Genomic DNA, 24,502 nt, shown 5'->3' with positions numbered 1-24,502 from the left:
CGGACACCGGGCCGGTCAGCTCTCGGGGTCGACCGACTCCGGTTCCACACCGAGCAGGTTGGCGACCTCCTCGACCACGGTCTCGTGGACGAGGAGTGCCATCTCCTCCGGGTCCTTGGTCCGGATCTCCAGCGGACGCCGGTACACCACGATCCGGGCCCGGCCCGAGGGATCGGTCTCCAGTCGGGAGAAGGGGATCGCCTCGGTCAGGGGGCCCCGGGGTGGCACCGGCGGGACGTCCTCCACGAGGAAGTCGACGTTCGCCAGCTCGCGCGCCCACAACCGCTCCAGGCGTTCGACCGCGTCCAGCACGAGGTCGTCGAACGCCTGCGCACGGCTGCGGAACACCGGTAGGTCGGAGGGCACGAGAGGACCGCGGATGCCTCGGCCGCGGCGGTCCCGGCGTCGCACTCGGTCAGGTTGGCCATGGGAAGGGCGCACTCGTCGCACACTTCGAGACTAAGCCATCGCGGGCGCCTCGCGTAGCCCCGCGGGCGCGCTGATCGGCCGGCCCCCCGAACCGCCCCGGTGGGGCACCGATCCGGCGCCGGTATCGCGTTGGACACCACGAAACAGACCAGGTCGTGGAACGATGCTGGCGTGTCCCTCAGTAAAGGCATACAGTCGAACGCTGTGAGCCCTGTTCGACGCTGCTCCCGAACCGCCTGCCGGCAGCCCGCCGTCTTCACGCTCACGTACGTCTACGCCGACTCGACGGCCGTCCTCGGTCCGCTCGCCGCCTACGTGGAACCGCACTGCTACGACCTCTGCGCCATGCACGCCGACCGTCTGACGGCGCCGCGCGGCTGGGAGGTGGTCCGGCTCCCCGTCGAGACGGCGGGCGGAGGTCCCGGTAGCGACGACCTGGAGGCCCTCGCGGACGCCGTACGTGAGGCGGCGCGCCCGCCCGCCCGACCGGCCGACGACGCCGACGGCCCCGACGGCATGCGCCGTGGACACCTGAGAGTCGTCCGCTCCGACCCCTCTCGGCCGGACCCCCGCACCTGAGCCGCCGACGCGCCCTCGCGCCGGGGGGCCGCCGGACCCCTTGCTAGGTTGGTAGCGCGCGCGGTCCGCCGCGGTGCCGCATGCGAATTTCCGGACCACCGGAAACGGTAAGTCGGAAATTCGGCTGATGGCCCGGCCTCCGCGCGGCATGACCATTCGGAGCAGGACCGATCCGGCCGGAGAAGACGTGGCAGACCTCGCAGGCATCTTCAAGGCATACGACGTACGCGGTGTGATCCCCGACACTCTCGACGCGGACATCTCCCGGGCCATCGGGGCGGCCTTCGCCCGGGTCGTCGGCGGACCGGCCGTCGTGGTCGCCCACGACATGCGCCCCTCCTCGCCCGAACTGGCCCGGGCCTTCGCGGACGGCGTCACCTCCCAGGGCGTCGACGTGGTCTTCGCCGGGCTGGGCTCCACCGACCTGCTGTACTACGGCTCCGGTGCGCTCGATCTGCCCGGCGCGATGTTCACCGCCAGCCACAACCCCGCCCAGTACAACGGCATCAAGATGTGCCGGGCCGGGGCCGCCCCCATCAGCGCCGAGACCGGCCTGGCCGAGATCCGCCGGCTGGCCGAGGAGGGGGTGCCCGCCCACGACGGTCCGGCCGGGACGGTCACCGAGAGGGACCTGCTCGCCGGGTACGCCGACCACCTGCGCACCCTGGTGGACCTGTCCGGGATCCGGCCGCTCAAGGTCGTCGTGGACGCGGGCAACGGCATGGGCGGCCACACCGTCCCCGCCGTCCTGGAGCAGGGCCTGCCGCTGGAGGTCGTGCCGCTCTACTTCGAGCTCGACGGCACCTTCCCCAACCACCCGGCCAACCCCCTGGACCCGGCCAACATCGTCGACCTCCAGAAGAAGGTCCGCGAGACCGGCGCCGACCTGGGCCTGGCCTTCGACGGCGACGCCGACCGCTGCTTCGTCGTGGACGAGAACGGCGACGCCGTGCCGCCCTCGGCGATCACCGCCCTGGTCGCCGTGCAGGAGCTGGCCAAGGACCCCGGCGCGACGGTCATCCACAACCTCATCACCTCCCACGCCGTCCCCGAGATCGTCCGCGAGCACGGCGGTGTCCCGGTGCGCACCCGCGTGGGCCACTCCTACATCAAGGCCACCATGGCCGAGACCGGCGCGGTGTTCGGCGGGGAGCACTCCGCCCACTACTACTTCCGCGACTTCTGGAAGGCCGACACCGGCATGCTCGCCGCCATGCACGTCCTGCGCGTGCTGGGCACCGACGAGCGGTCGCTGTCGGAGATCACCGCCGAGTACTCGCGCTACGCCGCCTCCGGCGAGATCAACTCCGAGGTCGCCGACGCCGCGGACCGCGCGGCCGCGGTGCGCGCCGCGTTCGCCGGACGCGAGGGCGCCGAGGTCGACGAGCTGGACGGCCTGACCGTCGCGCTGCCCGACGGTTCCTGGTTCAACCTGCGGGCCTCCAACACCGAGCCGCTGCTGCGGCTCAACGTCGAGGCCCCCGACACGGAGGCGGTCAACGCGCTGCGCGACGAGGTGCTGGCCATCGTCCGCTCCTGAGAGGGGGCATGATGGAGGGGTGGGACGTTCGGTCGTCCCGCCCCGCACGACGAGGAACGAGGACCATGAGCACGAAGATCGACGGCTGGCTGCTGGAGATCCTGGCCTGCCCGCAGAGCCAGGCGCCGCTGCGCCACGACCCCGAGACCGACGAGCTGGTCTGCGACGAGAGCGGCCTGGCCTACCCGATCCGGGACGGCATCCCCGTCCTGCTGGTCGATGAGGCCCGCAAGATCGGCTGACGGCGTCCCGGGCGGGCAGGGGCCCGAATTCGTGTCGGACCCCTATGGAACGTTATGGACGTTCCGGTAGTCATAGCGGGTGCGGCGAAGTGAGAGACTTCGTCTCCGGGGGGTGACGGGCGCACCGTCCCATACCCCCGCAACCCGTACCCTGTTCGTGCCCACCCGCTCAACACGACCTCCCTGGAGGACACCGATGCCCGGTCCCGAACCGCTACAGCCGAGCGATCCCTCCGCGTTCGGCGACTACAGCGTGACCGGACGCCTGGGCAAGGGTGGCCAGGGCATCGTGTACCTGGCCGAGGACCCGCAGGGCGAGGAGTACGCGGTCAAGGTCCTCAACGACCAGTGGTCCCGCGACAGCGACCTGCGCAAGCGGTTCGAGAAGGAGGTCCGCGCCGCGCAGAAGGTCGCCTCCTTCTGCACCGCCGCGATCATCGACGCACAGCTCGACAGCGACCCGCCCTACGTGGTCAGCGAGTTCGTGCCCGGCAAGGACCTACAGGAGACGGTCGCCAAGGGCGCCCCGCTGCGCGGCTCGGCGCTACAGCGGCTCGCGGTCTCCACCGCCACCGCGCTCGTGGCCATCCACAAGGCCGGGATCGTCCACCGCGACTTCAAGCCCGGCAACGTGCTGCTGGGCCCGGACGGGCCCCGCGTCATCGACTTCGGCATCGCCCGGATCGACGACGGCACCGCCACCATGACCAACTCGATCGTCGGCACGCCCTCCTACATGGCGCCCGAGCAGATCGAGGGACACGGCATCACCGACAAGTGCGACATCTTCGCCTGGGGCTGCGTCATCGCGTTCGCCTCCAGCGGCCGGGCGCCGTTCGGCTCCGACACCGTCCCCGCGGTCGTGCACCGGGTCATCAGCGCCCCGCCGGACATCGACGGCGTCGACGAGGCCCTGCGCCCCATCGTCGCGGCCTGCCTGAGCAAGGACCCCGCCAAGCGGCCCACCGCCCAGAAGCTCCTCATGCGCCTGCTCGGCCACGAGGACGCCGAGGAGGCCCCCTCCACCGAGGACGCCGTCAAGCAGGGCGAACAGATCGCCCAGACCGGGCTCATCCCGCAGGGGCAGATGCCGGTGCGCCCGCAGACCGGCCCCCAGGGCGGGTTCGGCCACGGCCACCCCGGGGTGTCCAACCCCCGCCCCGGGCTGCCCGGCCACCCCGGCACCTCCAACCCCCAGCCCGGCATGCCGGTGCAGGGCCGCCCCGGCTACCCGCACCCCGGCACCTCCAACCCGCAGCACGGGATGGGCATGCCCGGCCACCCGGGCACGTCCAACCCGCAGCACGGGATGGGCATGCCCGGCCACCCCGGCACGTCCAACCCGCGGCCGGTCGGCCCCTACCCGCAGGGCCCCCAGCCGCAGTTCGGCAACCCGCTGGTGACCGGCAACCCCAACCAGACCTACGGCGGACCGGTCCAGCAGCCCCCCGCCGAGGACTCGCTCCTCCAGCAGAGCTGGGTGATCCCGGCGGTCCTCATGACGATCCTCATCCTCGTCCTGCTGCTGATCCTCATCGTCGTCTCCTGACCCGCGACGCCCGCGGGCTCAGATGCGGGTGAGCTCGCCCAGCGCCAGGGACACCCCCTCGTCCACCAGGTCGCGGATCCGCGGCCAGCGGTCGTCCACGCAGTCGGTGGGCATCAGGGTCACGCCCTCGGTGCCCGAGATCCCCGGCAGGTCGCGCACCCCGTCGGGATCGGTCAGCCGCCCGTCCACGGTGACCGCCAGCACCCCCGTGCGGGGGCGGCCGATCTCCTGCACCACCACCACGAGCGACAGCGTCACGTCGTCCACCAGCAGCTCCAGCGTCGTCCACCAGTGCGCGGCCCCCGGGGTGAGCACGGCCCGCCCCGCCTCGGAGAGGCCCTCCGCGCCGACTCCGGCGTCGCAGCCGCCGGTGCGGACCGCGGCGCGCGCCGCCGGGTCCAGGCCGCGCAGGATGAGGCCCACCGATTCCCGGTGCGAGCGCAGGTGCTCCGTCACCCGGCGGCTGGTCACCGCCGCCAGCGGCGGCACCGGCTCCCCGGGGTCGGGAACGGACTCCGGCGGCGTCCAGCTCAGCTCGTCGCGCAGCGCCGCCGTGACGGCCCGGGCCAGCGCCGACACGGTCGGCGCCAGGCGCTCGTCGGGATCCGGGTCGGTACTCGCGGGCGGGTGCACCGGCGGCAGCGGCGGGAAGTCCGAACGGCGCAGCACCAGCGCGGCGGCCAGCCACGGCAACAGCCGGGGCGCCTCGTTCCCGTCGTCCAGTTCGGTGACGACCGCCAGCGTCTCGGCGTAGGTGTGCGCCGCGCGGATCAGGGGGTGGCCGGGGACCGCCGCGGGGGCGGACACGACGCGGGCGTGGCCGTACGCGGCCAGGGGGGTCCCCGGGGCGCGGAAGGCGCCCGGGGCGGGCAGGGAATGGACGCGGTCGGCGAGTTCGAGCACGTACTCGGGGCCGAGCGCGCGGCCGCCCATCCCGTCCGCCAGCGTCGACTCCAGGAATTCGGCCAGGGCCCCGCCGACTCCGGCCCCCTCGATCCGGGAGCGCACCAGGGACCGGCGCGCGGCCTCGCGCGCCTGGCGGGGCTGGGTCTGCCGGTGCCCGGACCAGATCCGACGCAGCCGGTCGACGTCGGTCAGCTCGTCGCGCACGCGGTCGGGGAGCCGGGCCGGGTCCGCGCTGAGGCGTAGGGTATCCACGCCTTCTCCGTAGCCCGTGGGCACTGCGGTGAAACCTGCCCGATGGCCCCTTGACCGCGCACCCGGAACCCGGCCCGTACGTGCGGACCGGTTCCGACCTGCGTCGTCAGGGGCGTCTGCCCAGCAGGCGCATCGCCTTCTGCTTCTCGAAATCCAGGGCGCGGGTCGGCGCCGGGGCCAGTCGGCCCAGCCGCTCCCCGTGGGCGCGCACCCGCGCCAGCACCTCCGGCTCGGACAGCACGCGCAGCGCGAACGCCAGCGCGGCCGGGGGGATGTCGAACTCCCGCTCCAGGTCCAGGCCGGTCGCGATGGTCCGCAGGTCCTCCTCGGTGAACCGGCGGTGCCGGTGCCCGCGCCCCGTCGGCTGCTCCTGGGTGCGGGGCAGCAGCCCCAGTGCCTCCCGGTACCGGAGCATGCGCGGGGTCGTCCCCACCCGTTCGGCCGCCGCCGAGATGGGCATCGGACCGCCGTACGCGGTAGAGGTGTCGTCCAGGGCCATGCGGACGACCCTAACCGAGCCCGGCGCCCACATCGGCGGTATCTGACGCCGCATTGTCAGATTCGCGCCGATGACGGGCGTGCGGGCCTAGAATCAGGGGCGCCACGACCATCACGAGTGAGGAACGCATGGCTTTCGACTTCAAGGTCGCCGACCTGTCCCTGGCCGACTTCGGCCGCGACGAGATCCGGCTCGCCGAGCACGAGATGCCCGGCCTCATGGCGACCCGCGCCGAGTACGGTGACAGCAAGCCGCTCCAGGGCGCCCGCATCATGGGCTCGCTGCACATGACCGTCCAGACCGCGGTCCTCATCGAGACCCTGGTCGCGCTGGGCGCGGAGGTGCGCTGGGTCAGCTGCAACATCTTCTCCACCCAGGACCACGCCGCCGCCGCCGTCGTCGTCGGCCCCGACGGCACCGTCGACGACCCCAAGGGCGTCCCGGTCTTCGCCTGGAAGGGCGAGACCCTGGAGGAGTACTGGTGGTGCACCGAGCAGGCGCTCACCTGGCCCGGCGGTGAGGGCCCCAACATGATCCTGGACGACGGCGGCGACGCCACCATGCTCGTCCACAAGGGCGCCCAGTACGAGAAGGCCGGGGCCGTCCCCGACCCCTCCACCGCCGACAGCGAGGAGTTCGAGGTCGTCCTCAAGCTGCTCCAGGCGAGCCTGAAGCAGGACCCGACCAAGTGGACGACCATCGCCGGCCGCATCAAGGGCGTCACCGAGGAGACCACCACCGGTGTCCTGCGCCTGTACGAGATGCAGCGCGACGGCAACCTGGCGTTCCCGGCGATCAACGTCAACGACTCGGTCACCAAGAGCAAGTTCGACAACAAGTACGGCATCCGCCACTCGCTGCCCGACGGCATCATGCGCGCCACCGACGTCCTCATCGGCGGCAAGGTCGCCGTGGTGTGCGGTTACGGCGACGTCGGCAAGGGCGCCGCGGAGGCGCTGCGCGGCCAGGGCGCCCGGGTCATCGTCACCGAGATCGACCCGATCAACGCCCTCCAGGCCGCCATGGACGGCTACCAGGTCACCACCCTGGAGGACGTGGTGGGGACCGGCGACATCTTCATCACCACCACCGGCAACTTCAACGTCATCATGACCGAGCACATGTCGGCGATGAAGCACCAGGCCATCGTCGGCAACGTCGGCCACTTCGACAACGAGATCGACATGGCCGGCCTGGCCAAGGTCCCCGGCATCGTCAAGAAGGAGATCAAGCCGCAGGTCCACGAGTGGACCTTCCCCGACGGCCACACCATCCTGGTGCTGTCCGAGGGCCGCCTGCTCAACCTGGGCAACGCCACCGGCCACCCCAGCTTCGTGATGTCCAACAGCTTCACCAACCAGGTCATCGCGCAGATCGAGCTGTTCACCAAGCCCGACGAGTACCCGGTCGGCGTCTACACGCTGCCCAAGATCCTCGACGAGAAGGTCGCCCGCCTGCACCTGGACGCCCTCGGCGTCAAGCTGACCACGCTCAGCAAGGAGCAGGCCGCCTACATCGGCGTGGACGTCGAAGGCCCCTACAAGTCGGACCACTACCGCTACTAGGACTGTTCCTCCGAACCTCCGCTCCGCCTCGGTCCGTGCGCGGCGCCCTTCGAGGGCGGGGACCTCCGGTCCCTCCGGCGAAGTCCTCGTTCCTCGGACCTGGCTTCCAGGGCCCCGGAACCCCGCCGGCGCCTCGTGCGGACCACTGCGGCACAGGAGGGTGTTCGGAGTACAGGCCCCAGGGCCGTCACTCCTCCGGGGCCGGTGCCGTACACCGGCCCCGGAGCCGTCTCTCCAGAACGGGCACCATGACCGGGACTCCACACGAGGTCGCCGACCTGTCCCTGGCCCCCGCCGGGGTGCGCCGGGTCGCCTGGGCCGAGCGGTCCATGCCGGTGCTGCGCAGCGTCCACGAGCGCTTCGCCGCCGAGCGGCCGCTGGCCGGGCTGCGCGTCGCCGCCTGCCTGCACGTCACCGCCGAGACCGCCAACCTGCTGCGCGTCCTGCGCGCCGGCGGCGCCGAGGTGGCCCTGGCCGCCTCCAACCCGCTCTCCACCCAGGACGACACCGCGGCCGCGCTGGTCGCCGAGTACGGGGTGGCCGTGCACGCCTGGGCCGGGATGGACCCCGCCGCCTACGACCGCAACCTGGTCACGGTGTTGGAGACCCGTCCCCACCTGCTGCTGGACGACGGCTGCGACCTCGTCCACACCCTGCACGCCGCCCGCCCCGACCTGCTCGACGGCGTCCTGGGCGGCTGCGAGCAGACCACCACCGGTGTCATCCGGCTGCGCCGCATGAGCGCGGAGGGCGAGCTGCGGCTGCCCATGGTCGCGGTCAACGACACCGCCACCAAGCGGATGTTCGACAACCGGTACGGCACCGGGCAGTCCACCATCGACGGCATCCTGCGGGCCACCAACACCATGCTCGCGGGCCGCACCGTCGTCGTCGCCGGGTTCGGCTACTGCGGGCGCGGCCTGGCCGAACGCGCCCGCGGCATGGGCGCCCGCGTCATCGTCACCGAGGTGGACCCGGTCAAGGCCCTGGACGCCGTCATGCAGGGGTACACGGTCACCGCCATGGCGCAGGCCGCCCCGGTCGGGGACGTGTTCATCACCGTCACCGGCAACCGCGACGTGATCCGCGAGGAGCACCTCGCCCTGATGCGCGACGGCGCGATCCTCGCCAACTCCGGCCACTTCGACCTGGAGGTCGACCTGGCCGCGCTGGACCGGCTCGCCGTCGCGGTGGACCGCGGGGTGCGCGAGCACGCCGACGAGTACGAGTTCGCCGACGGCCGCCGCGTCCTGCTGCTGTCCGAGGGCCGCCTGGTCAACCTGGGCGCCGCCGAGGGGCACCCGGCCGCCGTCATGGACCTGTCGTTCGCCGCCCATGCGCTCACCACCGCCTGGCTGGCCCGAGCCCACGGGGACCTCGCCCCGGGGGTCGTGGACGTCCCCGGCGAGATCGACACCGAGGTCGCCGGACTGGAGCTGGCCGCCCTGGGCGTCACCATCGACACCCTCACCCCCGAGCAGGAGTCCTACCTGCGCTCCTGGCACCCCTGACCGCGTACGGCCCGGTCAGGGGTCGGCGGGGCGGGAACGGTGGTTCCGGAGGGCGGTCTCCTGGCGGCGGCGCCGCTCGGCCAGCACGGCCGCGAGGAAGTCCACCACCCCTGAGCAGGAGTCCTACCTGCGCTCCTGGCACCCCTGGCCGTGTACGGCCCGGTCAGGGGTCGGCGGGGCGGGAACGGTGGTTCCGGAGGGCGGTCTCCTGACGGCGGCGGCGCTCGGCCAGCACGGCCGCGAGGAAGTCCACCGGCGCGACCCCCGGCGGCGGGGGCGGGCTGATCTGCGCGACCACCGTGTCGGCCAGCCGGAAGCCCATCTCGTAGCGGGTGTGCTCGGCCAACTCCCGGTAGCGCAGCACGTACTGGCGGGCCGCCGCGGCCGACTCCGGCGACAGCCGGGACAGGTCGGCACCCGACGCCCACCCCGCCAGGTACGGCGGCATCGCGACGTACTCCTGGCGCGGGCGCCCCGTGCGCTCCTCCACGACCATGGTGCCCGCCAGGAAGTCGCCCACCCGGCGCCCGTCCCTGCTCAGCATCGAGGTGATCAGCGCGATCACGCCCGTCGTCAGCCAGATCTCGACGAACCCCGCCAGGGCCCGCGCCAGCGCCTGCCGGAACCGCTCGGGCGTCCCGTCGGTGCCCACCACGCGCAGGCCCAGCGCCATCTTGCCCAGGGAGCGGCCGCGCGAGATCGTCTCGAACGCGGTCGGGTAGCCCACGAGGATCAGGATCGTGCCGCCCAGGTACACCGCGGCGGTCGCCGCCGGGTCCATGGTGGTGCCCATCCAGAACACCAGCACGGCCAGCAGGAGGAGCAGCGCGCCCTGCACGATCACGTCGATGACCAGGGCCACCGCCCGGGTCGCGAACCCCGCCGCGCGCAGGTCCAGGACCACCGCGTCCCCCGTGACCAGGGGCGTCGTACCGTACGCGTCGCCGCGTACCTCACCACCGCCGGGATAGGACACCGGTGCTGCTCCCTCGGGGCCGAACGGAACTTCCCCCCTGACACTACCCGCAGGGCGGGCACCGCGTTCCCACCGGCCGCGTTCCCGGGCCGCGAGACGGTAGGGTCCCTTGCGTGGATATCGACGTTTTCGCCGCGGCGCACGCCCGGGAATGGGAGCGCCTGGACCGGCTGGTCCGCCGACGCCGCCACCTCGACGGTGCCGAGATCGACGAACTCGTCGACCTCTACCAGCGGGTGTCCACCCACCTGTCGGTGGTGCGCTCCTCGGGCCAGGACCCCGCCCTGGTGGGCCGCCTGTCCGCGCTGATCGCCCGCGCCCGCTCCGCGGTGACCGGCGCCCACGACCCCGCCTGGCGCGACATCCTCGGGTTCTTCACCCGGGTCTTCCCCGCGATCCTGTACCGGCTGCGCTGGTGGTGGCTGGGCATGACCGCGGGCACCGTCGGGATCGCCGCCGCCGTGGCCTGGTGGATCGTCGCCGATCCCGCGGTGATGCACGCGATCGGCACGCCCGAGTACGTCGCCCAGGTGGTCGAGTACGAGTTCGCGAACTACTACGTCGAGAACCCGCGGGGCTCCTTCGCCGCCCAGGTGTGGACCAACAACGCGTGGGTGTCGGCACAGGCGATCGTGTACGGCGTGGCGTTCGGGGTGCCGACGCTGGTCGTGATGCTGATCAACGCGGTGAACGTGGGCACCATGGCCGGGCTGATGATCGGCCACGGCCGGGCCGACGTGTTCTTCGGCCTGATCCTGCCGCACGGCCTGCTGGAGCTGACCGCCGTGTTCGTGGCGGGCGGCATCGGCCTGCGGCTGGGCTGGTCGCTCATCGCCCCCGGGAACCGCACCCGGCTGCGCGCCCTGGGCGAGGAGGGCCGCTCGGCGGTGGCGGCGGCGCTGGGGCTGGCGGTGGTGCTGTTCATCTCCGGCCTGATCGAGGGCCTGGTCACCGGGAACACGGTCGCCGGGCACATCCCGGTGCCGGTGGCGCTGGGCATCGGCGTGCTGGCGGAGGTGCTGTTCCTGCTGTACGTGTTCGTGGTCGGCCGCCGGGCCTACCTGGAGGGCGAGACGGGCGACATCCGGAACGCCCCCGCGGCGGTGCCGGTGGCCTGAAAGCCCTACCGTGCCGGGCTTGTGTGTGGCAGTGTCGGCGTCATGAGTGAAGCCCTCCAGTGGTTCAAGAGCTCCTACAGCTCCGCCGAGAACTTCGCCTGCGTCGAGATCGCCTTCGCACCGACCTGGTTCAAGAGCACGTACAGCGCCGCGGAGACGGACTGCGTCGAGGTGAACTTCGGGGCCTCCCCCGCCGCCCTGATCCGGGACACGCAGCACCGGGAGGCCGCCGTTCTGACAGTCGGATCGCGGGAGTGGTCGGCCCTCATTCCGACCGTGTGCGACCGCCCCGCCTGTTGTTGACCGTTTCTCGTGCTCTCGCCGCGTGCTCCTTCGCGAGCAGTGTCTGGGGGTGTTCTCCTCCCATGATCCCGGCCCGTGCGGCGGCGACCGCGTCGAACAGGGCCGCCGCCCGTGCGTGATCGCCGCGTTCGGCGGCGTTGCGGGCGAGGTAGTAGTCGGCGTCGATGGTGTGCGGGTGCCTTTCCCCGAGGGTTCCCGCCCTGGCGGCGCGCACCCGGGCGAACCCCTGCTCCGCGGCGTCGAAGTCACCCCGCAGCATGCGGATGTACGACAGGTTCTCCAACGCGGTGATGGCGGTCCGATCGGTCTCGTCGCCCGCGTATGCCTCCCACACGGCGAGGAACTCGCGCTCGGCAGTGTCCCGGTCGCCGCGGAGGAGGACCTGGAGCGCCACCTGGTGGCGGGTGCTCAGGGTCGCGGGATGGCGGGGACCGAGTACGGCCTCGCGGTCCCCGAGCACGGACCGGTAGACCTCTTCCGCGTCCTCGATGCGCTGCGCGGCCCGCAGGGCGTCGCCATGGAAGTGCCGGATGAGCAGGGTGTCGGGGTGGGTGGCGCCGAGCAAGCCGGCCGCCTGCCGGGCCAGCTCCTCCAGGGGCGGAACCGCTTCGTCACCGGGGTTCAGGCGCATGTGCATCCGCAGACCGTGGGCGAGCGCGACGAGGGCGGCGGGGTGCTCCGGGCCGTGGAGCCGGACCAGGACGTCCCACAGCTCATGGAAGGCGGCCGACTCCAGGGAGAGGTCGTGCCCGCCCTGGTGCTCCAGCAGGCCGAGCGCGATGTCCGCGACGGCCCCGTCCGCGATCCCGGCCCGGATGGTCTCGGCCACCAGCGGGTGCATCCGCAGCGCGGTCTCCCCGCCGTGCTCGCCCAGGGTGACCAGCCCGTGCACGAGCAGCGCGTTGACGGCACGGGCCAGCCCCACCACGTCCAGTCCCTCCAGCGGTCCGGCCGCCAGCACCGCCACCGGCAGCCGCCGCAGCGGCACCGGTACCGCGTTCGGGCCCAACACCGCCAACACCTGCGACAGCGGCTCCGCGTACGGCTCCCGCTCCGCCACCAATCGCAACGACAGGTCCCACACCCCCGACAGCAGCCTCCGGTCCGCGTCGGGGCCGGTCACGAACGGCGCCGCCAGCTCGTCCAGCCGGTCCACGCCCTCCTCCAGGTGCGCCAGCAGTGCGCGGGCGTCCGGGAACAGCACCCGGTGCGTGGCCAGGATGCGCCCGGCCAGCGACAGTGCCAGCGGCACCCGGCCCAACCGTTCCGCCAGCTCCCCGGCCCCGGCCGTCCCCTCCAGCGCCGCGTGGTCGGTCAGCGCCGACACCGCGGCACCCGACTCCAACGCCTCCACCCGGTGGATCCGGGCCGGCGCCCACTGTGCGGGGTCGTCCACCCGCGTCGTCACCACCACGAACCCGCCCGGGCTGGCCCGCATCCACCCCAGCTGGTCGCCGGGCCGGTTCCCGGGGTCCAGCTCCTCGGGGCGGTCGGCGTTGTCGATGACCAGCAGCCACGGCCGCGGCGCGCCGTCCAGGTGCCGCCACACCCACCGCATCGCCAGGTGCCGGGTGGTCCGCACCTCCTCGGCCTCCCGCCGCGACCCGCCCAGTTCCACGGCGACCTCGATCATGCTCGCCGCGACGCTGTCCGGCCGCACCCAGAACACCGTGCGCCCCTCGGCCCGCGCCCGCACGGCCAGCTCCGCCGCCACCGTGGTCTTGCCGAACCCGCCGGGCCCGGTCAGCACGTGCGGCACCGCCGCCCCGGCGCGCATCTCCGCCAGCAGGGCCCCGACCAGCTCCTCCCGCCCGCGCACCGCGGTCGCGGGGCGCGGCGGGTCCAGCACCACGTCCGCCCCGGGCGGGGGAGCGGGCCGCTCCCCGGCGTTGATGGTGACGCTGTGGATGTCGCGCGCCTGGAGCAGCCGCCCGTACACGTCGCCGCTCACCGTGTTGGCATGGGTTCCGGGGGAAGAGTCCATGCCCACATACTGCCCGAGCGCCCCACCGCCCACGGGCGGACCGCACGTGCCCGGACACGGTGAGCACGGGAAAGGGCGGGGTGGCCGGAACCGGCCACCCCGCCCCCCGCGTCGTTCCGCTACAGGCGGCCCTGGGCCTTGAGGTTGATGTAGGCGTCGGCCAGCGCTGGCGCGATGTGCTCGGGTTCGGCGTCCACGACCTCCACTCCGACCCGGCGCAGCTCCGCCGTCACCCGGCGCCGCTCGGCCAGGGTGCGCTCGGCGGCGGCCGCCCGGTACACGGCCGCGGAGTCGTCGCGCCCGGCCGCCATCGCCGCCACCGCCGGGTCCTGCACGGCCGCGACCAGCAGCAGGTGCCGGGCGGTCAGCGCCGGCACCCGGGGCAGCAGCCCCTCCTCCAGCGACGCCGCGTTGAGGTCGGTGAGCAGCACCACCAGGGAGCGCGTCCGGCCCTGGGCGGTCAGGATCGCGCTCGCCATGCCCGCCGGGTCGGACTCCAGCAGCTCCGCCTCCAGCGGGGCCATCGCCTCCACGATCCGGTGCACCTGGCTGCCCTTGCCGGCCGCCTTGACCTGCGCCCGCAGCCGGCGGTCGTAGGCCAGGAAGTCCACCCGGTCGCCCGCCTTGCCCGCCAGCGCGGCCAGCAGCAGCGCCGCGTCCATGGAGTGGTCCAGGCGGGGGGTGTCGCCCACCCGGCCCGCGGAGGTGCGCCCGGTGTCCAGCACGATGAGGATGCGCCGGTCCCGCTCGGGGCGCCAGGTGCGCACGACCACCCCGTCGTTGCGGGCGCTGGCCCGCCAGTCGATGGACCGCACGTCGTCACCGGGCACGTAGTCGCGCAGCGAGTCGAACTCGCTGCCCTGGCCGCGCACCATCGCCGTGTGCTGCCCCTCCAGCTCCCGCAGCCGCGACAGCTTCCCGGGCAGGTGGCGGCGGCTGTGGAACGGCGGCAGCACCCGTACCGTCCACGGCGCCGGCAGGGTGCGCTGCCGCCCGGCCAGCCGCAGCGGGCCCAGGCTGCGCACGGTCACCCCGGCGGCGCGGGCGTCGCCCCGCCGGGTCGGGGTGAGCGTCGTGCCCACCCGGCGCCGCTCGCCCGCGTCCACCCGCAGCGGCTGCACCCCCGGTTCGACGTTCGCGCTCGGCGGCCACGCGTCGCGCACGGTCCCGCGCAGGCCGCGCCGCGTCGGGTTGGCGACGGTGACCTCCACGGCGGCGGTGTCGCCCAGCCGCAGCGACGTGTCGCCCGCCCGGGACAGCCGCAGCGCCCGGGGGCTCGCCGCCAGCAGGACGTCGAGGACGACCAGCACCACCAGGACGGCGGCGGCGACCGCGGCCGCCCACGGGCCCAGGGAACCGGAGAACGCCACGGCGACCGTCAGCACCCCCGCGAGCAGGACCGCCCGGCCGGTGACCACCATCAGCGCGGCACCGGGACGGAGGACAGCACGCCCGCCAGGATCCCGTCGGTGGTCGCGCCCTCCAGCTCCGCCTCCGGGCGCAGCGAGATCCGGTGCCGCAGGGTGCCCTTGGCCAGGGCCTTCACGTCGTCGGGGGTCACGTAGTCGCGGCCCGACAGCCACGCCCACGCCCGGGAGGTGCGCATCAGCGCCGTCGCACCGCGCGGGGAGGCGCCCAGTTGCAGCGACGGCGACTGCCGCGTGGCCCGGCACAGGTCCACGATGTACCCGAGCACCTCGGGGGCCACCCGCACGGTCTCCACCGCCCTGCGGGCGGCGTGCAGCTCGGCGGCGCCCGCCACCGCGGTCACCCCGGCCGCCACCAGGTCACCGGGGTCGAACCCGGCGGCGTGGCGGCCCAGGATCTCCACCTCGGCCTCCCGCGGCGGCAGCGGCACCGTCACCTTGAGCAGGAACCGGTCCAGCTGCGCCTCCGGCAGCGGGTAGGTGCCCTCGTACTCCACCGGGTTCTGGGTGGCGGCCACCAGGAACGGGTCGGGCAGCGCCATCGGGCGCCCCTCCACCGTCACCTGCCGCTCCTCCATGGCCTCCAGCAGCGACGCCTGGGTCTTGGGCGGGGTCCGGTTGATCTCGTCGGCCAGCAGCAGGTTGGTGAACACCGGGCCCTGGAGGAACTCGAACTTCGCGGTGTGCTGGTCGTACACCAGCGACCCCGTCACGTCGCCGGGCATCAGGTCGGGGGTGAACTGCACCCGCTTGTGGTCCAGCGACAGGGCCGCCGACACGGTGCGCACCAGCAGTGTCTTGGCGACACCGGGCACACCCTCCAGCAGTACGTGGCCGCGGCACAGCAGCGCCACGACCAGGGCCGTCACCGTCTCGTCCTGGCCCACGACCGCCTTGGCCACCTCGCGCCGCAGGGCGACCAGTGCCTGCCGCGCCTCATCGGCCGAGGGGGGTGCCTCGTGTGTGAAGGCGCTCACGTGCCGTCCACCTCTCTCGCTCTGTCGGAATTCTCCGTCGGTCCGGTCACCGCAGTCTCCGGGACCGCTCGTCCAGCTCGGCGGCCAGCCGCAGCAGGCCCTCGTCGTCGGCGGCGTACGGGTCCGGGCCCGGCGGGTACAGCAGCTCGCGTACGGCCTGCGGGTCGTCCCCGGTGCGTTCGGCGACCGCCGCGACCACCGCGTCGGGCGGGGCGTCGGGCCCCAGCCCCAGCCGGGCGGTGTGCCGCTCCAGGAAGCCTGTGCGCAGCGCGCCGGTCACCCGGTCGCGGGCCGTGCGCGAACGGTACAGCCCGGCCCGCCCCTCGGTGGTCTCCGAGGCGCGCACCACCACCGGCAGCGACTCGGGCACGAGCGCGCCCATGCGGCGGCCCTGCCAGACCACGAGCAGCACCAGGCCCACCGCCAGCGGCAGCAGCGACCAGCGCACCCCGGCGGGCAGCAGCTCGGTCAGGGACGCCGTGCCCTCCTGCCGGGGCGGGTCGGGGCGCAGCCACACCACGGTCCCGGCGTCCAGCAGGTTGAGCGCCAGGGCGGCGTCGCCGCCCCGGTCCAGGAGCCGGTTGGCCCACGGACCCCCGTTGCCCAGCACGGTGGTGGTCGTGCCGTCCTCGGACACCTGGACCAGGGCGTCGCCCGCACCGGCCGGGTAGCAGCCCACGGCGTCGACCCCCGGGTCGGCGGTGTACAGCTCGCCGTGCACGTAGGCGGGGCCAGCGGACGCGGCGGCGGGCAGGTCGCAGTGCGGCTCCAGGGGCCGCTCCAGGATGTCGCGGGGCAGTTCGCGGCCGGTCATCTCGACCCCGGGGGCGAACGCCGACAGCGATCGCACCGAGGGGCGCACCAGGACGGTGTCCACGTCCAGGGCGGCCAGCCGGTCCAGCTCCTCGGGCAGCAGCCGGTGGTCCAGGAACACGACCAGGACCGCGTCGTCGGCGGCGCCGACCGCGGCGGCGGCGTCCCCGGAGGAGCGGACCACCTCGACCTCCCGGTCCTCGCTCAGCACGTTCACCAGGGCGCGAGTGCCGTCCGGTGAGACACTGCCGGGCTCCAGGTGGCCGGTGGGGAACTGCTCGTCGCCCAACGACATCAGCACGGACACCACGATGAGTGCGGCGGCCAGGACCGCGGGGAAGCGGGCGGCCCGCCAGAGGCGGCGGACGGCCGATTCCGGGGGTGCGTCGGCGGGTGCCGGGACGGCGGGGGCCTCGGGGGAGTGGACGGTCATCCGTGCGCCTCCTCGGGGGCCAGGGCCGGGCGGGCCGCGCGCAGGCGCTCGTCGAGCTCGCGCAGCGTCCGGGCGGTGTCGGCGGTCGCCGGGCGGTCGCCGTAGACGACGTCGTTGAACAGGCGGGCGCCCTCGCGCAGCCCCCCGGCCTCGCCGGGCAGCGCCTTCGCGGCCTCGGCGGCCAGCTCGGTGGCGGTGCGCCCGGCGCGCGGCGAGATGATCGTGCGGTCCTCCAGGTCGACGCTGATCGCGCGCATCCGCTCGGTGACCGCGGCCGTGTACTCCCCGGCCTCCTCATGGGCCCGGGCGGCCGCGCGGTGGTCGGCCGCCGACCGGGGCGCGGTCCGGTGGACGGCGCCCCCGGCGCGACGGGTCCGGGAGGGGCGCAGCCACAGGACCAGCCAGAGCACCAGCAGCGCGATCACCACGAGCACGACCACGGTGACCCACCCGCCGCCGCCTCCCGGGACGGGGACCTCCAGGCCGAGGAACCATTCCAGGACGCGGTCCAGCAGGGACGGTTCCTGCCCCCCGTACACCGGGTCGCTCAGCTCCTCGACGGCGCGGCGGCGCCCCTCGTCCCCGGTGACCTCCAGGACGGCCGCGAACGGCGCCGTCACGCCCGCTGCTCCGGCAGGTAGATCTCCGGACCGACCTCCTGGCCGGACAGGGCGGCGGTGTGCAGCCTCAGGTCCAGGCCCTCGCGCCGCATCCGCAGGTCGACGTAGAGGAGGGTGGTCACACCGACGGTGAAGGGGGTGGACACGGAGTAGACCAGGACGTTGCCCAGGTAGATGATGGCCCCCGATGCGACCGTGGCCCACAGGGCCCCGGGCGCGACCAACGCGGGCACGACCGCGGCGATGCTGAACGGCATGCTCAGCAGGTTGGTCACGAAGCCGATGAGGATGGCCGACAGCAGGACGATGCCGAAGACCCGCCACCAGCTCCCCTGGGTCAGTTTCCAGGAGCGGGTCAGGGCCTCCCCGACGCCGACGCGCTCCAGGACCACGATGGGCATCGCGAAGTAGATCCGGATCAGGATCCAGGCGGACAGGGCGGCGCCGCCGATCAGCCCGACCACCACGGAGACGATCATGACGGTGATGCCCGCCCCCTCGCTCCCGGCGAAGGCCAGGGTCGCGCCCGCGAACACACCCGCGATGACGAGGACCACGACGATCGTGGTCAGGCCGAGCCCGATGAGCAGCTGGAGCACGGCCACGCCCACGGCGGGCCCCAGACGTCCCCGGAAGGCGGCCCAGGTCTGGCCGGGGGACAGCCTGCGGCCGAGCACGGCCATGCCGACCGCCGTGGTGAGCAGGCCGGTGAGGAAGACGACTCCGGCGTAGTTGACGAAGGCGCCGCCGTACAGCGTGAGGATCGACCAGAGGCTGAAGGGCACCGGGTCGTTCGGATCGACGGACATCGGGTCGTTCATGGCCTGGTCCATGAACGTCCCGTAGTCGGTCATGTAGCCGCTGAAACCGATGGAGGTGACGATGCTGGAGACCGCCATGATGATCAGCGACAGGCCGACCATGGTCTTGGGGTTGCGGCGGATGAGCGTGAACGCGCCGTTGAGGATGTCCCCGAGGGTCATCGGGCGCAGCGCCACCACACCGGGTTTGGGCGCCTGCGGCCGGGCCTGGCCGTACCCCGGGCCCGGCGGGTACTGCCCGGGGGCCGCCTGCCACGGCCCGGTCTGCGGTCCGGTGTGGGGACCGGTCCACTGGCCGTGCCCGGGCTGCGGGCCGTACCCGGGTGCGGCGAACCCCTGTTCCGGGGCCTGGCCGTACCCGGGTTGGCCGTACCCGGGCTGTCCGTGGCCGCCCTGCGGTCCGTAGCCGGGGGCGTGGGGTGTCTGTCCCGCGGGCTCCTGTGAGCCCGGTGCGGCGAACCCCTGTGCCGGGGCCTGGCCGTACCCGGGCTGTCCGTGGCCGCCCTGCGGTCCGTACCCGGGGGCGTGGGGTGTCTGTCCCGCGGGCTCCTGTGAGCCCGGTGCGGCGAACCCGGCGGGCGTGCCCTCCGCGGGGGCGCCGCCCGCGGGCGGCGCGAAGGACGGGTACCGCGGATCCGCGGGACCCTGCGCGTCCGGCGTTCCGGGGGTGTCGGCCCCCTGCCCCGGCGGGGACCAGGACTCCGCGTTCCCGGCCCCCTCCTGGGTGCCGGGTACGGGCGATCCACCGTCGGCGGGTGCCTGCGGGGTCTCCCCCGAGGGGTTCCGGTGGTCGTCCTCCTGGGTCATCTGCCCCCGCCCTCCGTGAGGTTCGGTTACTCTGCGTAAGCGGACCGGGTTCCGCATTCACGTCTCGGAGAACAACCTACCGGCCGGTTCCCCCGAAGTCGGGCACGGTCCGGGCGCCTTCACGGGCAACCGACGCACTTCATTCCTTTTGTATGCTTTCTGTTACCAACCGGTCGGGCGTTATCAAGGGCGCTATCAGCCTCCCGGCCAGGGAGGACGTCCGAAGTGGCCGAAAACGGTCCCTGAAGGCCCCAAAGACATCGACCGCACTTCCCACCGCTCCAGGAGATGGCAGAGTGGGGGGAATGACGGTTCCCCGCGTCGGTCGGTGACGGCGCACCCGAGACCGCACCGACGACGTTGACATTCGTGTTCTTCGACGAGAGAGGAGTAGGCGCCGCGAACTCCGCCCCACAGGGTGGGACCGACGCCCGGCGCCGGACACACCGATGAAGGGACGTGTACTGGTTGTCGACGATGACCTCGCCCTCGCCGAGATGCTCGGCATCGTGCTGCGGGGCGAGGGTTTCGAGCCCTCGTTCGTCCACGACGGCGACAAGGCGCTCGAAGCCTTCCGCGAGACCAAGCCCGACCTGGTCCTCCTCGACCTGATGCTGCCCGGCGCCGACGGCATCGACGTGTGCCGCCAGATCCGCGCCGAGTCCGGGGTGCCGATCGTCATGCTCACCGCGAAGAGCGACACCATCGACGTCGTCCTCGGCCTGGAGTCGGGTGCCGACGACTACATCGTCAAGCCGTTCAAGCCCAAGGAGCTCGTCGCCCGCATCCGTGTGCGCCTGCGCCGCACCGAGGAGCCCGCTCCCGAGGTGCTCCAGATCGGCGACATCACCATCGACGTCGCCGGGCACGCCGTGCGCCGCGACGGCGAGCAGATCAGCCTCACCCCGCTGGAGTTCGACCTGCTGGTCGCCCTGGCCCGCAAGCCGCGCCAGGTGTTCACCCGCGAGGTCCTGCTGGAGCAGGTCTGGGGCTACCGGCACGCCGCCGACACCCGCCTGGTCAACGTGCACGTGCAGCGCCTGCGCGCCAAGATCGAGAAGGACCCCGAGCACCCCGAGGTCGTCGTGACCGTCCGCGGTGTCGGCTACAAGGCCGGTACGGCCTGACCCGCACGAAGTTCTCATGACCGCACCCGCATCCGAGGAGCAGCGGGGGGCCGACCCCGAAGGGGAGCGGCCGCCCCGGCCCTCCGGACGATCCGAGTCCGGAGGGCGCCGTCGTGATGCCCGGGACGCCGACTCCGGACTCACCCGCGCCTACCTGTTCGCCCAGCGGGCGGCCCGCGCGCTGGTCCGCGGCGCCCACACCAACTGGCGCCGCTCCCTGCACCTGCGCGTCATCTCCACGACCCTGGTGCTGTCCCTGCTGGTCATGGCCGGCCTGGGCTACGTGCTCATCTCCCAGGTGCGCAGCGGCCTGCTGGACGCCAAGATCGCCACCGCGGTCAACGACCACCGCGCCGGGCTCAACTACGCACTCGCCGAGATCCAGGAGAACGAGACCGGCGACCGCGACCGGCTGATGTACAACATCGCCAGCGAACTCGCCGGACGCAGCGGCGACACCGGCCTGTACGGGGTCGTCATCCTGCCGTCCGTGGACGACGAGCTCGGCTGGGTGGGCGAGGAGTCCCCGGACGAGCAGCTTGAGACGAGCGTCCCGGAACGGCTCATCGACCAGGTCGGCGACTCGATGGGCGACCAGCAGTACCACACCTACGCGCGCATCGAGAACGAGGCCGAGGGCACCGAGGAGCCCGCCCTGGTCGTGGGCGCCGAGCTCACCCACGCCTACGAGCTGTACTACGTCTTCCCGCTCCAGCACGAGCAGGAGATCCTCGACCTGGTCCAGCGCACCGTCGTCCTGGTGGGGGCGCTGCTGGTCATCCTCCTGGGCCTCATCGCCTACGTCGTCACCCGCCAGGTCGTCTCGCCGGTCCGCTCCGCCGCCCAGTCCGCCGAGCGGCTGGCCGCGGGCGACCTGTCCGAGCGCATGGCCGTCCAGGGCGAGGACGACCTGGCCCGCCTGGCCGTGTCCTTCAACGACATGGCCGGGACCCTCCAGGAGAAGATCCAGGAGCTGGAGGAGCTGTCCAAGCTCCAGCGCCAGTTCGTCTCCGACGTCTCCCACGAGCTGCGGACCCCGCTCACCACCATCAAGATGGCCGGCGACCTGCTCTTCGACGACCGCGACGAGCTCGAACCCGCCATGCGCCGCTCGGTCGAGCTGTTGCAGAGCCAGGTGGAGAGGTTCGAGGAGCTGCTCGCCGACCTGCTGGAGATCAGCCGCCACGACGCCGGCGCCGCCACCCTGGGGACCGAGCCCTCCGACATCCGCGACGCGGTGATGAAGGCGGTCGGCGACGCCGAGCAGATCGCCGAGAAGCGCGGCATCAAGGTCGTCATGCGGCTGCCCGCCGACCCGTGCGTCGCCGAGTACGACCCCCGGCGGATCAACCGCATCCTGCGCAACCTGGTGGTCAACGCCATCGAGCACAGCGAGGGCCGCGATGTGGTGGTCACCGCCGCGGGCGACCGCGACGCCGTCGCCGTCGCCGTGCGCGACTACGGCGTCGGCCTCAAGGAGGGCGAGGAGCACCTGTGCTTCGACCGCTTCTGGCGGGCCGACCCGGCCCGGGTGCGCACCACGGGGGGCACCGGACTGGGCCTGTCCATCGCCAAGGAGGACGCCGCCCTGCACGGCGGCTGGCTCCAGGCGTGGGGCATGCCCGGCCAGGGGTCCCAGTTCCGCCTGTCCCTGCCCCGGCTCGCGGGCGCCGAACTGCGGGGCTCCCCGCTGCCGCTGGTGCCCCCGGAGTTCTCGCTGGGCCGCGCCTACCCCCGTGAGGGGGGAGAGGACCACCCGTGAGCAGAAACCTCCTGGTGTTCGGCGCCTCCGCGCTGTCCTGCCTGTTCCTCACCTCGTGCGCTGGCGTGCCGACGACCGGCCCGGTGGTCCCGGGCGAGGGCGGTGACGGCGGCGCCGACCCCTACGGCGGCTACGTGCGGCTGCTGCCCGCGGGCCCGCAGGCCGGCATGAACCCGGACGGGCTGGTCGGCAGCTTCCTCAAGGACATGGGCAGTTTCGAGGAGGACCACAGGGCGGCCCGCGTCTACATGCTGCCCGACACCGATGACGAGTGGTCGCCGGACGGCTCCGTCAAGGTCTTCAGCGACCTGGACACCGTGGACCTGGAGACCGAGGTGTCCGATGACGGGCTCACCGCCACCGTGCGGATGCGCACCCCGCTGGTCGCGACCATCGACGAGGACGGCAAGTACCGCCCCGGTGCCACCGGAACGCTGATGGACGAGACGTTCACGCTCGCCCGCGAGGAGGGCGACCCCGAGGGCGAGTGGCGGATCCAGAGCCTGCCCGACGACCTGATCCTCAGCAGGCTCGACGTGGAGCGCACCCACCGGCCGTTCAACCTGTACTACTTCAACCGGGAGGGCACCTCCCTGGTGCCCGACCCGATCTACCTGCCGGTGAGCACCGACCGGCTGGCCGGGCGCCTGCTGGCGCGCCTGGGGGAGGGGCCGACCTCCTGGCTGGGGCCCGCGGTGCGTTCGGAGTTCCCCGAGGACGCCCGGGTCGATGTGACCGCGGACTCGGAGAGCGTCGTGGTCGAGCTGTACGGCGTCGGCGACGTCGACGAGTTCCGGCTGGGCGCCCAGATCGCCTGGACCCTGCGCCAGATTCCGGACGTGCAGGAGTTCACGCTGGCCGTGGACGGCCAGGAGGTGGCGTTCGCGGCCGCCGACGGCGACAGCGCCGACCGGCCCCGGCCCGCCAGCGAGTTCTGGAACGGGGTCGGCCCGGGGGCGCTGGGCCCGCAGGTGCGGGCGTACTACTCGCACGAGGGGCAGCTCTGGTCCACCTCGGAGTGGGACACCGAGGTCTTCGGCGACGCCGAGCGCGTCCCGGGCCCGCTCGGCGCGGGCGACGTGCTGCTGGAGCGGTTCGCCGTCTCCATCGACGAGAGCACCGTCGCGGGCATCACCCTGGACGGCGCGACGGTCGTGACCTCCGCCGCGTCGCCGAATACGGAGGTCGTGGAGGTCCTCGACGACGGCGTCTTCACCGAGCTGTCCTGGGACATCGAAGGCAACCTGTGGGTGGTCGAGGAGATCGGCGAACCGGACGGGGAGTCCGAGCAGGAGCCCTCCGAGCCCCCCGCCGACCCCGAGACGCCTCCGTCGCCGGCTCCGCCGGAGCCGGGGGACTCCGCGGTCTGGGTGCTGCGCGACGCCCAGGAGGTGGTCCGGGTGGACATCGGCGGTCTGCGCGACGAGTCCCTGGTGCACTTCCGGGTGTCCCGCGACGGCGCCCGCGCCGCCGCGGTCACCGAGGTCGACGGGCGGCGCTCGCTCAAGGTGGGCCGGGTGGTCACCGACGAGGACGGCCGGGTCTCGGTGGAGGACTTCGTACCCCTGGCCGGGGAGCTGGAGGAGGTCACCGAGATCTCCTGGCGCTCGGCCGACCAGCTGGCGGTGCTGGGCCGCCGCGAGGCCGGCACCGACCAGGTGTTCCTCGTGGCCCTGGACGGCGGTACCCCGCCCTCCAGCGCCGGCAACTCGGTCACCGGGCTGGTCACCATCTCCGGCGCCCCGGGCCAGCCCCTGGTCGCGGGCACCGACGACGGCAACATCTGGATCTCCAACGACCGCCTGAACTGGCAGACCGCCGTGGAGGGCAGCTCGCCCGCCTTCCCGGGCTGACCCCGGCGGCCCCGCCGGGGCACGCCCCACCCGCGGCGGTTTCGGGTCCGCCGACCTGCGGGCGGTGTCCCATCGGGTGGTGCGGTGTTGTGCGGCCCGGTGTTTCCGGGTGCGGTGGTGTGTCGGTCGGTGGTCCGTTCCTGTTCGGGTGGCCGGTGTTCCCGCGCCGCCCGCCGGGTCCCGTCCGGGGCCGTGGCGGTTTCGGGTCCGCCGACCTGCGGGCGGTGTCCCATCGGGTGGTGCGGTGTTGTGCGGCCCGGTGTTTCCGGGTGCGGTGGTGTGTCGGTCGGTGGTCCGTTCCTGTTCGGGCGGCCGGTGTTCCCGCGCCGCCCGCCGGGACACGCCCCACCCGCGGTCGCCGCCTGTGGGCCTCCCGGGCGGAGCCGGTCGTCCACAGGTTCGGGGAAGG

General features: G+C 73.4%; 21 protein-coding genes. 11 read left to right on the top strand and 10 right to left on the bottom strand.

The genetic code is table 11. The annotated features are described in order from the left end of the window. Positions 1-15 precede the first annotated feature (15 nt). The gene (locus QJS33_RS02995) at positions 16-366 is read right to left on the bottom strand and encodes a metallopeptidase family protein (RefSeq protein ID WP_306366280.1); all 351 of its coding nucleotides are present in this window, start codon (positions 364-366) and stop codon (positions 16-18) included. Between the two features lie 267 nt (positions 367-633). Here QJS33_RS02995 and QJS33_RS02990 point away from each other — a divergent pair, with 267 nt between their 5' ends. From QJS33_RS02990 to QJS33_RS02975, 4 genes are all read left to right on the top strand, one after another. Further along, on the top strand, positions 634-1,008 hold the full coding sequence (locus tag QJS33_RS02990; RefSeq protein WP_306366279.1) for a DUF3499 domain-containing protein: 375 nt from the start codon (positions 634-636) through the stop codon (positions 1,006-1,008). A 187-nt stretch (positions 1,009-1,195) separates the two neighbouring features. Then, a complete protein-coding gene (locus QJS33_RS02985; RefSeq protein WP_306366278.1) occupies positions 1,196-2,548 on the top strand; it encodes a phosphomannomutase/phosphoglucomutase in 1,353 nt (450 codons plus the stop codon). A gap of 65 nt (positions 2,549-2,613) precedes the next feature. Beyond that, positions 2,614-2,790, top strand: a complete 177-nt coding sequence (locus QJS33_RS02980; protein ID WP_013154764.1) for a Trm112 family protein — start codon at positions 2,614-2,616, stop codon at positions 2,788-2,790. 196 nt (positions 2,791-2,986) lie between these two features. Then, positions 2,987-4,339, top strand: coding sequence for a serine/threonine-protein kinase (locus QJS33_RS02975; RefSeq protein WP_306366277.1), 1,353 nt, complete (start codon positions 2,987-2,989; stop codon positions 4,337-4,339). Positions 4,340-4,357: 18 nt separating this feature from the next. On the opposite strand, the gene QJS33_RS02970 is transcribed toward QJS33_RS02975, so the two are convergent. Both QJS33_RS02970 and QJS33_RS02965 read right to left on the bottom strand, forming a co-directional pair. Beyond that, the gene (locus QJS33_RS02970) at positions 4,358-5,497 is read right to left on the bottom strand and encodes a hypothetical protein (protein ID WP_306366276.1); all 1,140 of its coding nucleotides are present in this window, start codon (positions 5,495-5,497) and stop codon (positions 4,358-4,360) included. 106 nt (positions 5,498-5,603) lie between these two features. Then, entirely contained in the window at positions 5,604-5,996 is a 393-nt protein-coding gene (locus QJS33_RS02965; RefSeq protein ID WP_306366275.1) for a MerR family transcriptional regulator, read from the bottom strand. Between the two features lie 128 nt (positions 5,997-6,124). On the opposite strand from QJS33_RS02965, the gene ahcY reads away from it, so the two are divergent. Continuing rightward, positions 6,125-7,561 carry an adenosylhomocysteinase gene (gene ahcY / locus QJS33_RS02960; RefSeq protein WP_306366274.1) on the top strand — a complete coding sequence of 479 codons (1,437 nt, stop codon included), beginning with the start codon at positions 6,125-6,127 and terminating at the stop codon, positions 7,559-7,561. Between the two features lie 248 nt (positions 7,562-7,809). Beyond that, on the top strand, positions 7,810-9,072 hold the full coding sequence (locus QJS33_RS02955; RefSeq protein ID WP_306366273.1) for an adenosylhomocysteinase: 1,263 nt from the start codon (positions 7,810-7,812) through the stop codon (positions 9,070-9,072). 163 nt (positions 9,073-9,235) lie between these two features. Here QJS33_RS02955 and QJS33_RS02950 read toward each other — a convergent pair whose 3' ends face one another. Next, positions 9,236-10,048: an RDD family protein gene (locus QJS33_RS02950; protein ID WP_306366272.1), complete on the bottom strand. Its 813-nt coding sequence runs from the start codon at positions 10,046-10,048 to the stop codon at positions 9,236-9,238. Between the two features lie 113 nt (positions 10,049-10,161). On the opposite strand from QJS33_RS02950, the gene QJS33_RS02945 reads away from it, so the two are divergent. After that, complete coding sequence (locus QJS33_RS02945) at positions 10,162-11,166, top strand: stage II sporulation protein M (RefSeq protein ID WP_306366271.1); 1,005 nt, start codon at positions 10,162-10,164, stop codon at positions 11,164-11,166. Positions 11,167-11,208: 42 nt separating this feature from the next. Beyond that, entirely contained in the window at positions 11,209-11,469 is a 261-nt protein-coding gene (locus tag QJS33_RS02940; protein ID WP_306366270.1) for a DUF397 domain-containing protein, read from the top strand. Here the strand turns inward: QJS33_RS02940 and QJS33_RS02935 are convergent. The 6 genes from QJS33_RS02935 to QJS33_RS02910 form a co-directional block, all read right to left on the bottom strand. After that, positions 11,432-13,453, bottom strand: coding sequence for a tetratricopeptide repeat protein (locus tag QJS33_RS02935; RefSeq protein WP_306366269.1), 2,022 nt, complete (start codon positions 13,451-13,453; stop codon positions 11,432-11,434). The two genes, QJS33_RS02940 and QJS33_RS02935, sit on opposite strands and share 38 nt — an antisense overlap. 119 nt (positions 13,454-13,572) lie before the next feature. Next, positions 13,573-14,874, bottom strand: coding sequence for a DUF58 domain-containing protein (locus QJS33_RS02930; protein WP_306366268.1), 1,302 nt, complete (start codon positions 14,872-14,874; stop codon positions 13,573-13,575). Then, the gene (locus tag QJS33_RS02925) at positions 14,874-15,857 is read right to left on the bottom strand and encodes a MoxR family ATPase (RefSeq protein WP_306366267.1); all 984 of its coding nucleotides are present in this window, start codon (positions 15,855-15,857) and stop codon (positions 14,874-14,876) included. Before QJS33_RS02925 ends, QJS33_RS02930 begins: the two co-directional genes overlap by 1 nt. Positions 15,858-15,903: 46 nt before the next feature. Continuing rightward, the gene (locus QJS33_RS02920) at positions 15,904-17,103 is read right to left on the bottom strand and encodes a DUF4350 domain-containing protein (protein ID WP_306366266.1); all 1,200 of its coding nucleotides are present in this window, start codon (positions 17,101-17,103) and stop codon (positions 15,904-15,906) included. Continuing rightward, positions 17,100-17,723, bottom strand: a complete 624-nt coding sequence (locus QJS33_RS02915) for a DUF4129 domain-containing protein (RefSeq protein ID WP_306366265.1) — start codon at positions 17,721-17,723, stop codon at positions 17,100-17,102. Before QJS33_RS02915 ends, QJS33_RS02920 begins: the two co-directional genes overlap by 4 nt. Then, positions 17,720-19,351 (bottom strand): glycerophosphoryl diester phosphodiesterase membrane domain-containing protein, encoded by a 1,632-nt coding sequence (locus QJS33_RS02910; protein ID WP_306366264.1) that lies wholly within the window; start codon positions 19,349-19,351, stop codon positions 17,720-17,722. The genes QJS33_RS02915 and QJS33_RS02910 overlap by 4 nt, the downstream gene beginning before the upstream one ends. 449 nt (positions 19,352-19,800) lie before the next feature. On the opposite strand from QJS33_RS02910, the gene mtrA reads away from it, so the two are divergent. Genes mtrA through QJS33_RS02895 form a run of 3 tightly spaced genes read left to right on the top strand, consistent with a single transcriptional unit; the run spans position 19,801 to position 24,093 of the window. After that, positions 19,801-20,478, top strand: a complete 678-nt coding sequence (mtrA, locus tag QJS33_RS02905) for an MtrAB system response regulator MtrA (RefSeq protein ID WP_073376517.1) — start codon at positions 19,801-19,803, stop codon at positions 20,476-20,478. A 16-nt stretch (positions 20,479-20,494) separates the two neighbouring features. Then, the gene (mtrB, locus tag QJS33_RS02900) at positions 20,495-22,240 is read left to right on the top strand and encodes an MtrAB system histidine kinase MtrB (RefSeq protein WP_306366263.1); all 1,746 of its coding nucleotides are present in this window, start codon (positions 20,495-20,497) and stop codon (positions 22,238-22,240) included. Then, positions 22,237-24,093 carry an LpqB family beta-propeller domain-containing protein gene (locus QJS33_RS02895; RefSeq protein WP_306366262.1) on the top strand — a complete coding sequence of 619 codons (1,857 nt, stop codon included), beginning with the start codon at positions 22,237-22,239 and terminating at the stop codon, positions 24,091-24,093. The genes mtrB and QJS33_RS02895 overlap by 4 nt, the downstream gene beginning before the upstream one ends. Positions 24,094-24,502 lie beyond the last annotated feature (409 nt).

Source organism: Nocardiopsis sp. CC223A, assembly GCF_030766825.1.
Classification (GTDB): Bacteria; Actinomycetota; Actinomycetes; order Streptosporangiales; family Streptosporangiaceae; genus Nocardiopsis.
This window is presented reverse-complemented; position numbering and strand designations above follow the sequence as displayed.

Bases quoted from the DNA above. Each gene is read 5' to 3' on its own strand.
- ahcY (WP_306366274.1), top strand. From the start codon at position 6,125: ATGGCTTTCGACTTCAAGGTCGCCGACCTGTCCCTGGCCGACTTCGGC.
- QJS33_RS02975 (WP_306366277.1), top strand. From the start codon at position 2,987: ATGCCCGGTCCCGAACCGCTACAGCCGAGCGATCCCTCCGCGTTCGGC.
- QJS33_RS02920 (WP_306366266.1), bottom strand. From the start codon at position 17,103: ATGACCGTCCACTCCCCCGAGGCCCCCGCCGTCCCGGCACCCGCCGAC.
- mtrA (WP_073376517.1), top strand. From the start codon at position 19,801: ATGAAGGGACGTGTACTGGTTGTCGACGATGACCTCGCCCTCGCCGAG.
- QJS33_RS02980 (WP_013154764.1), top strand. From the start codon at position 2,614: ATGAGCACGAAGATCGACGGCTGGCTGCTGGAGATCCTGGCCTGCCCG.
- QJS33_RS02910 (WP_306366264.1), bottom strand. From the start codon at position 19,351: ATGACCCAGGAGGACGACCACCGGAACCCCTCGGGGGAGACCCCGCAG.
- QJS33_RS02955 (WP_306366273.1), top strand. From the start codon at position 7,810: ATGACCGGGACTCCACACGAGGTCGCCGACCTGTCCCTGGCCCCCGCC.
- mtrB (WP_306366263.1), top strand. From the start codon at position 20,495: ATGACCGCACCCGCATCCGAGGAGCAGCGGGGGGCCGACCCCGAAGGG.
- QJS33_RS02940 (WP_306366270.1), top strand. From the start codon at position 11,209: ATGAGTGAAGCCCTCCAGTGGTTCAAGAGCTCCTACAGCTCCGCCGAG.
- QJS33_RS02930 (WP_306366268.1), bottom strand. From the start codon at position 14,874: ATGGTGGTCACCGGCCGGGCGGTCCTGCTCGCGGGGGTGCTGACGGTC.
- QJS33_RS02965 (WP_306366275.1), bottom strand. From the start codon at position 5,996: ATGGCCCTGGACGACACCTCTACCGCGTACGGCGGTCCGATGCCCATC.
- QJS33_RS02935 (WP_306366269.1), bottom strand. From the start codon at position 13,453: ATGGACTCTTCCCCCGGAACCCATGCCAACACGGTGAGCGGCGACGTG.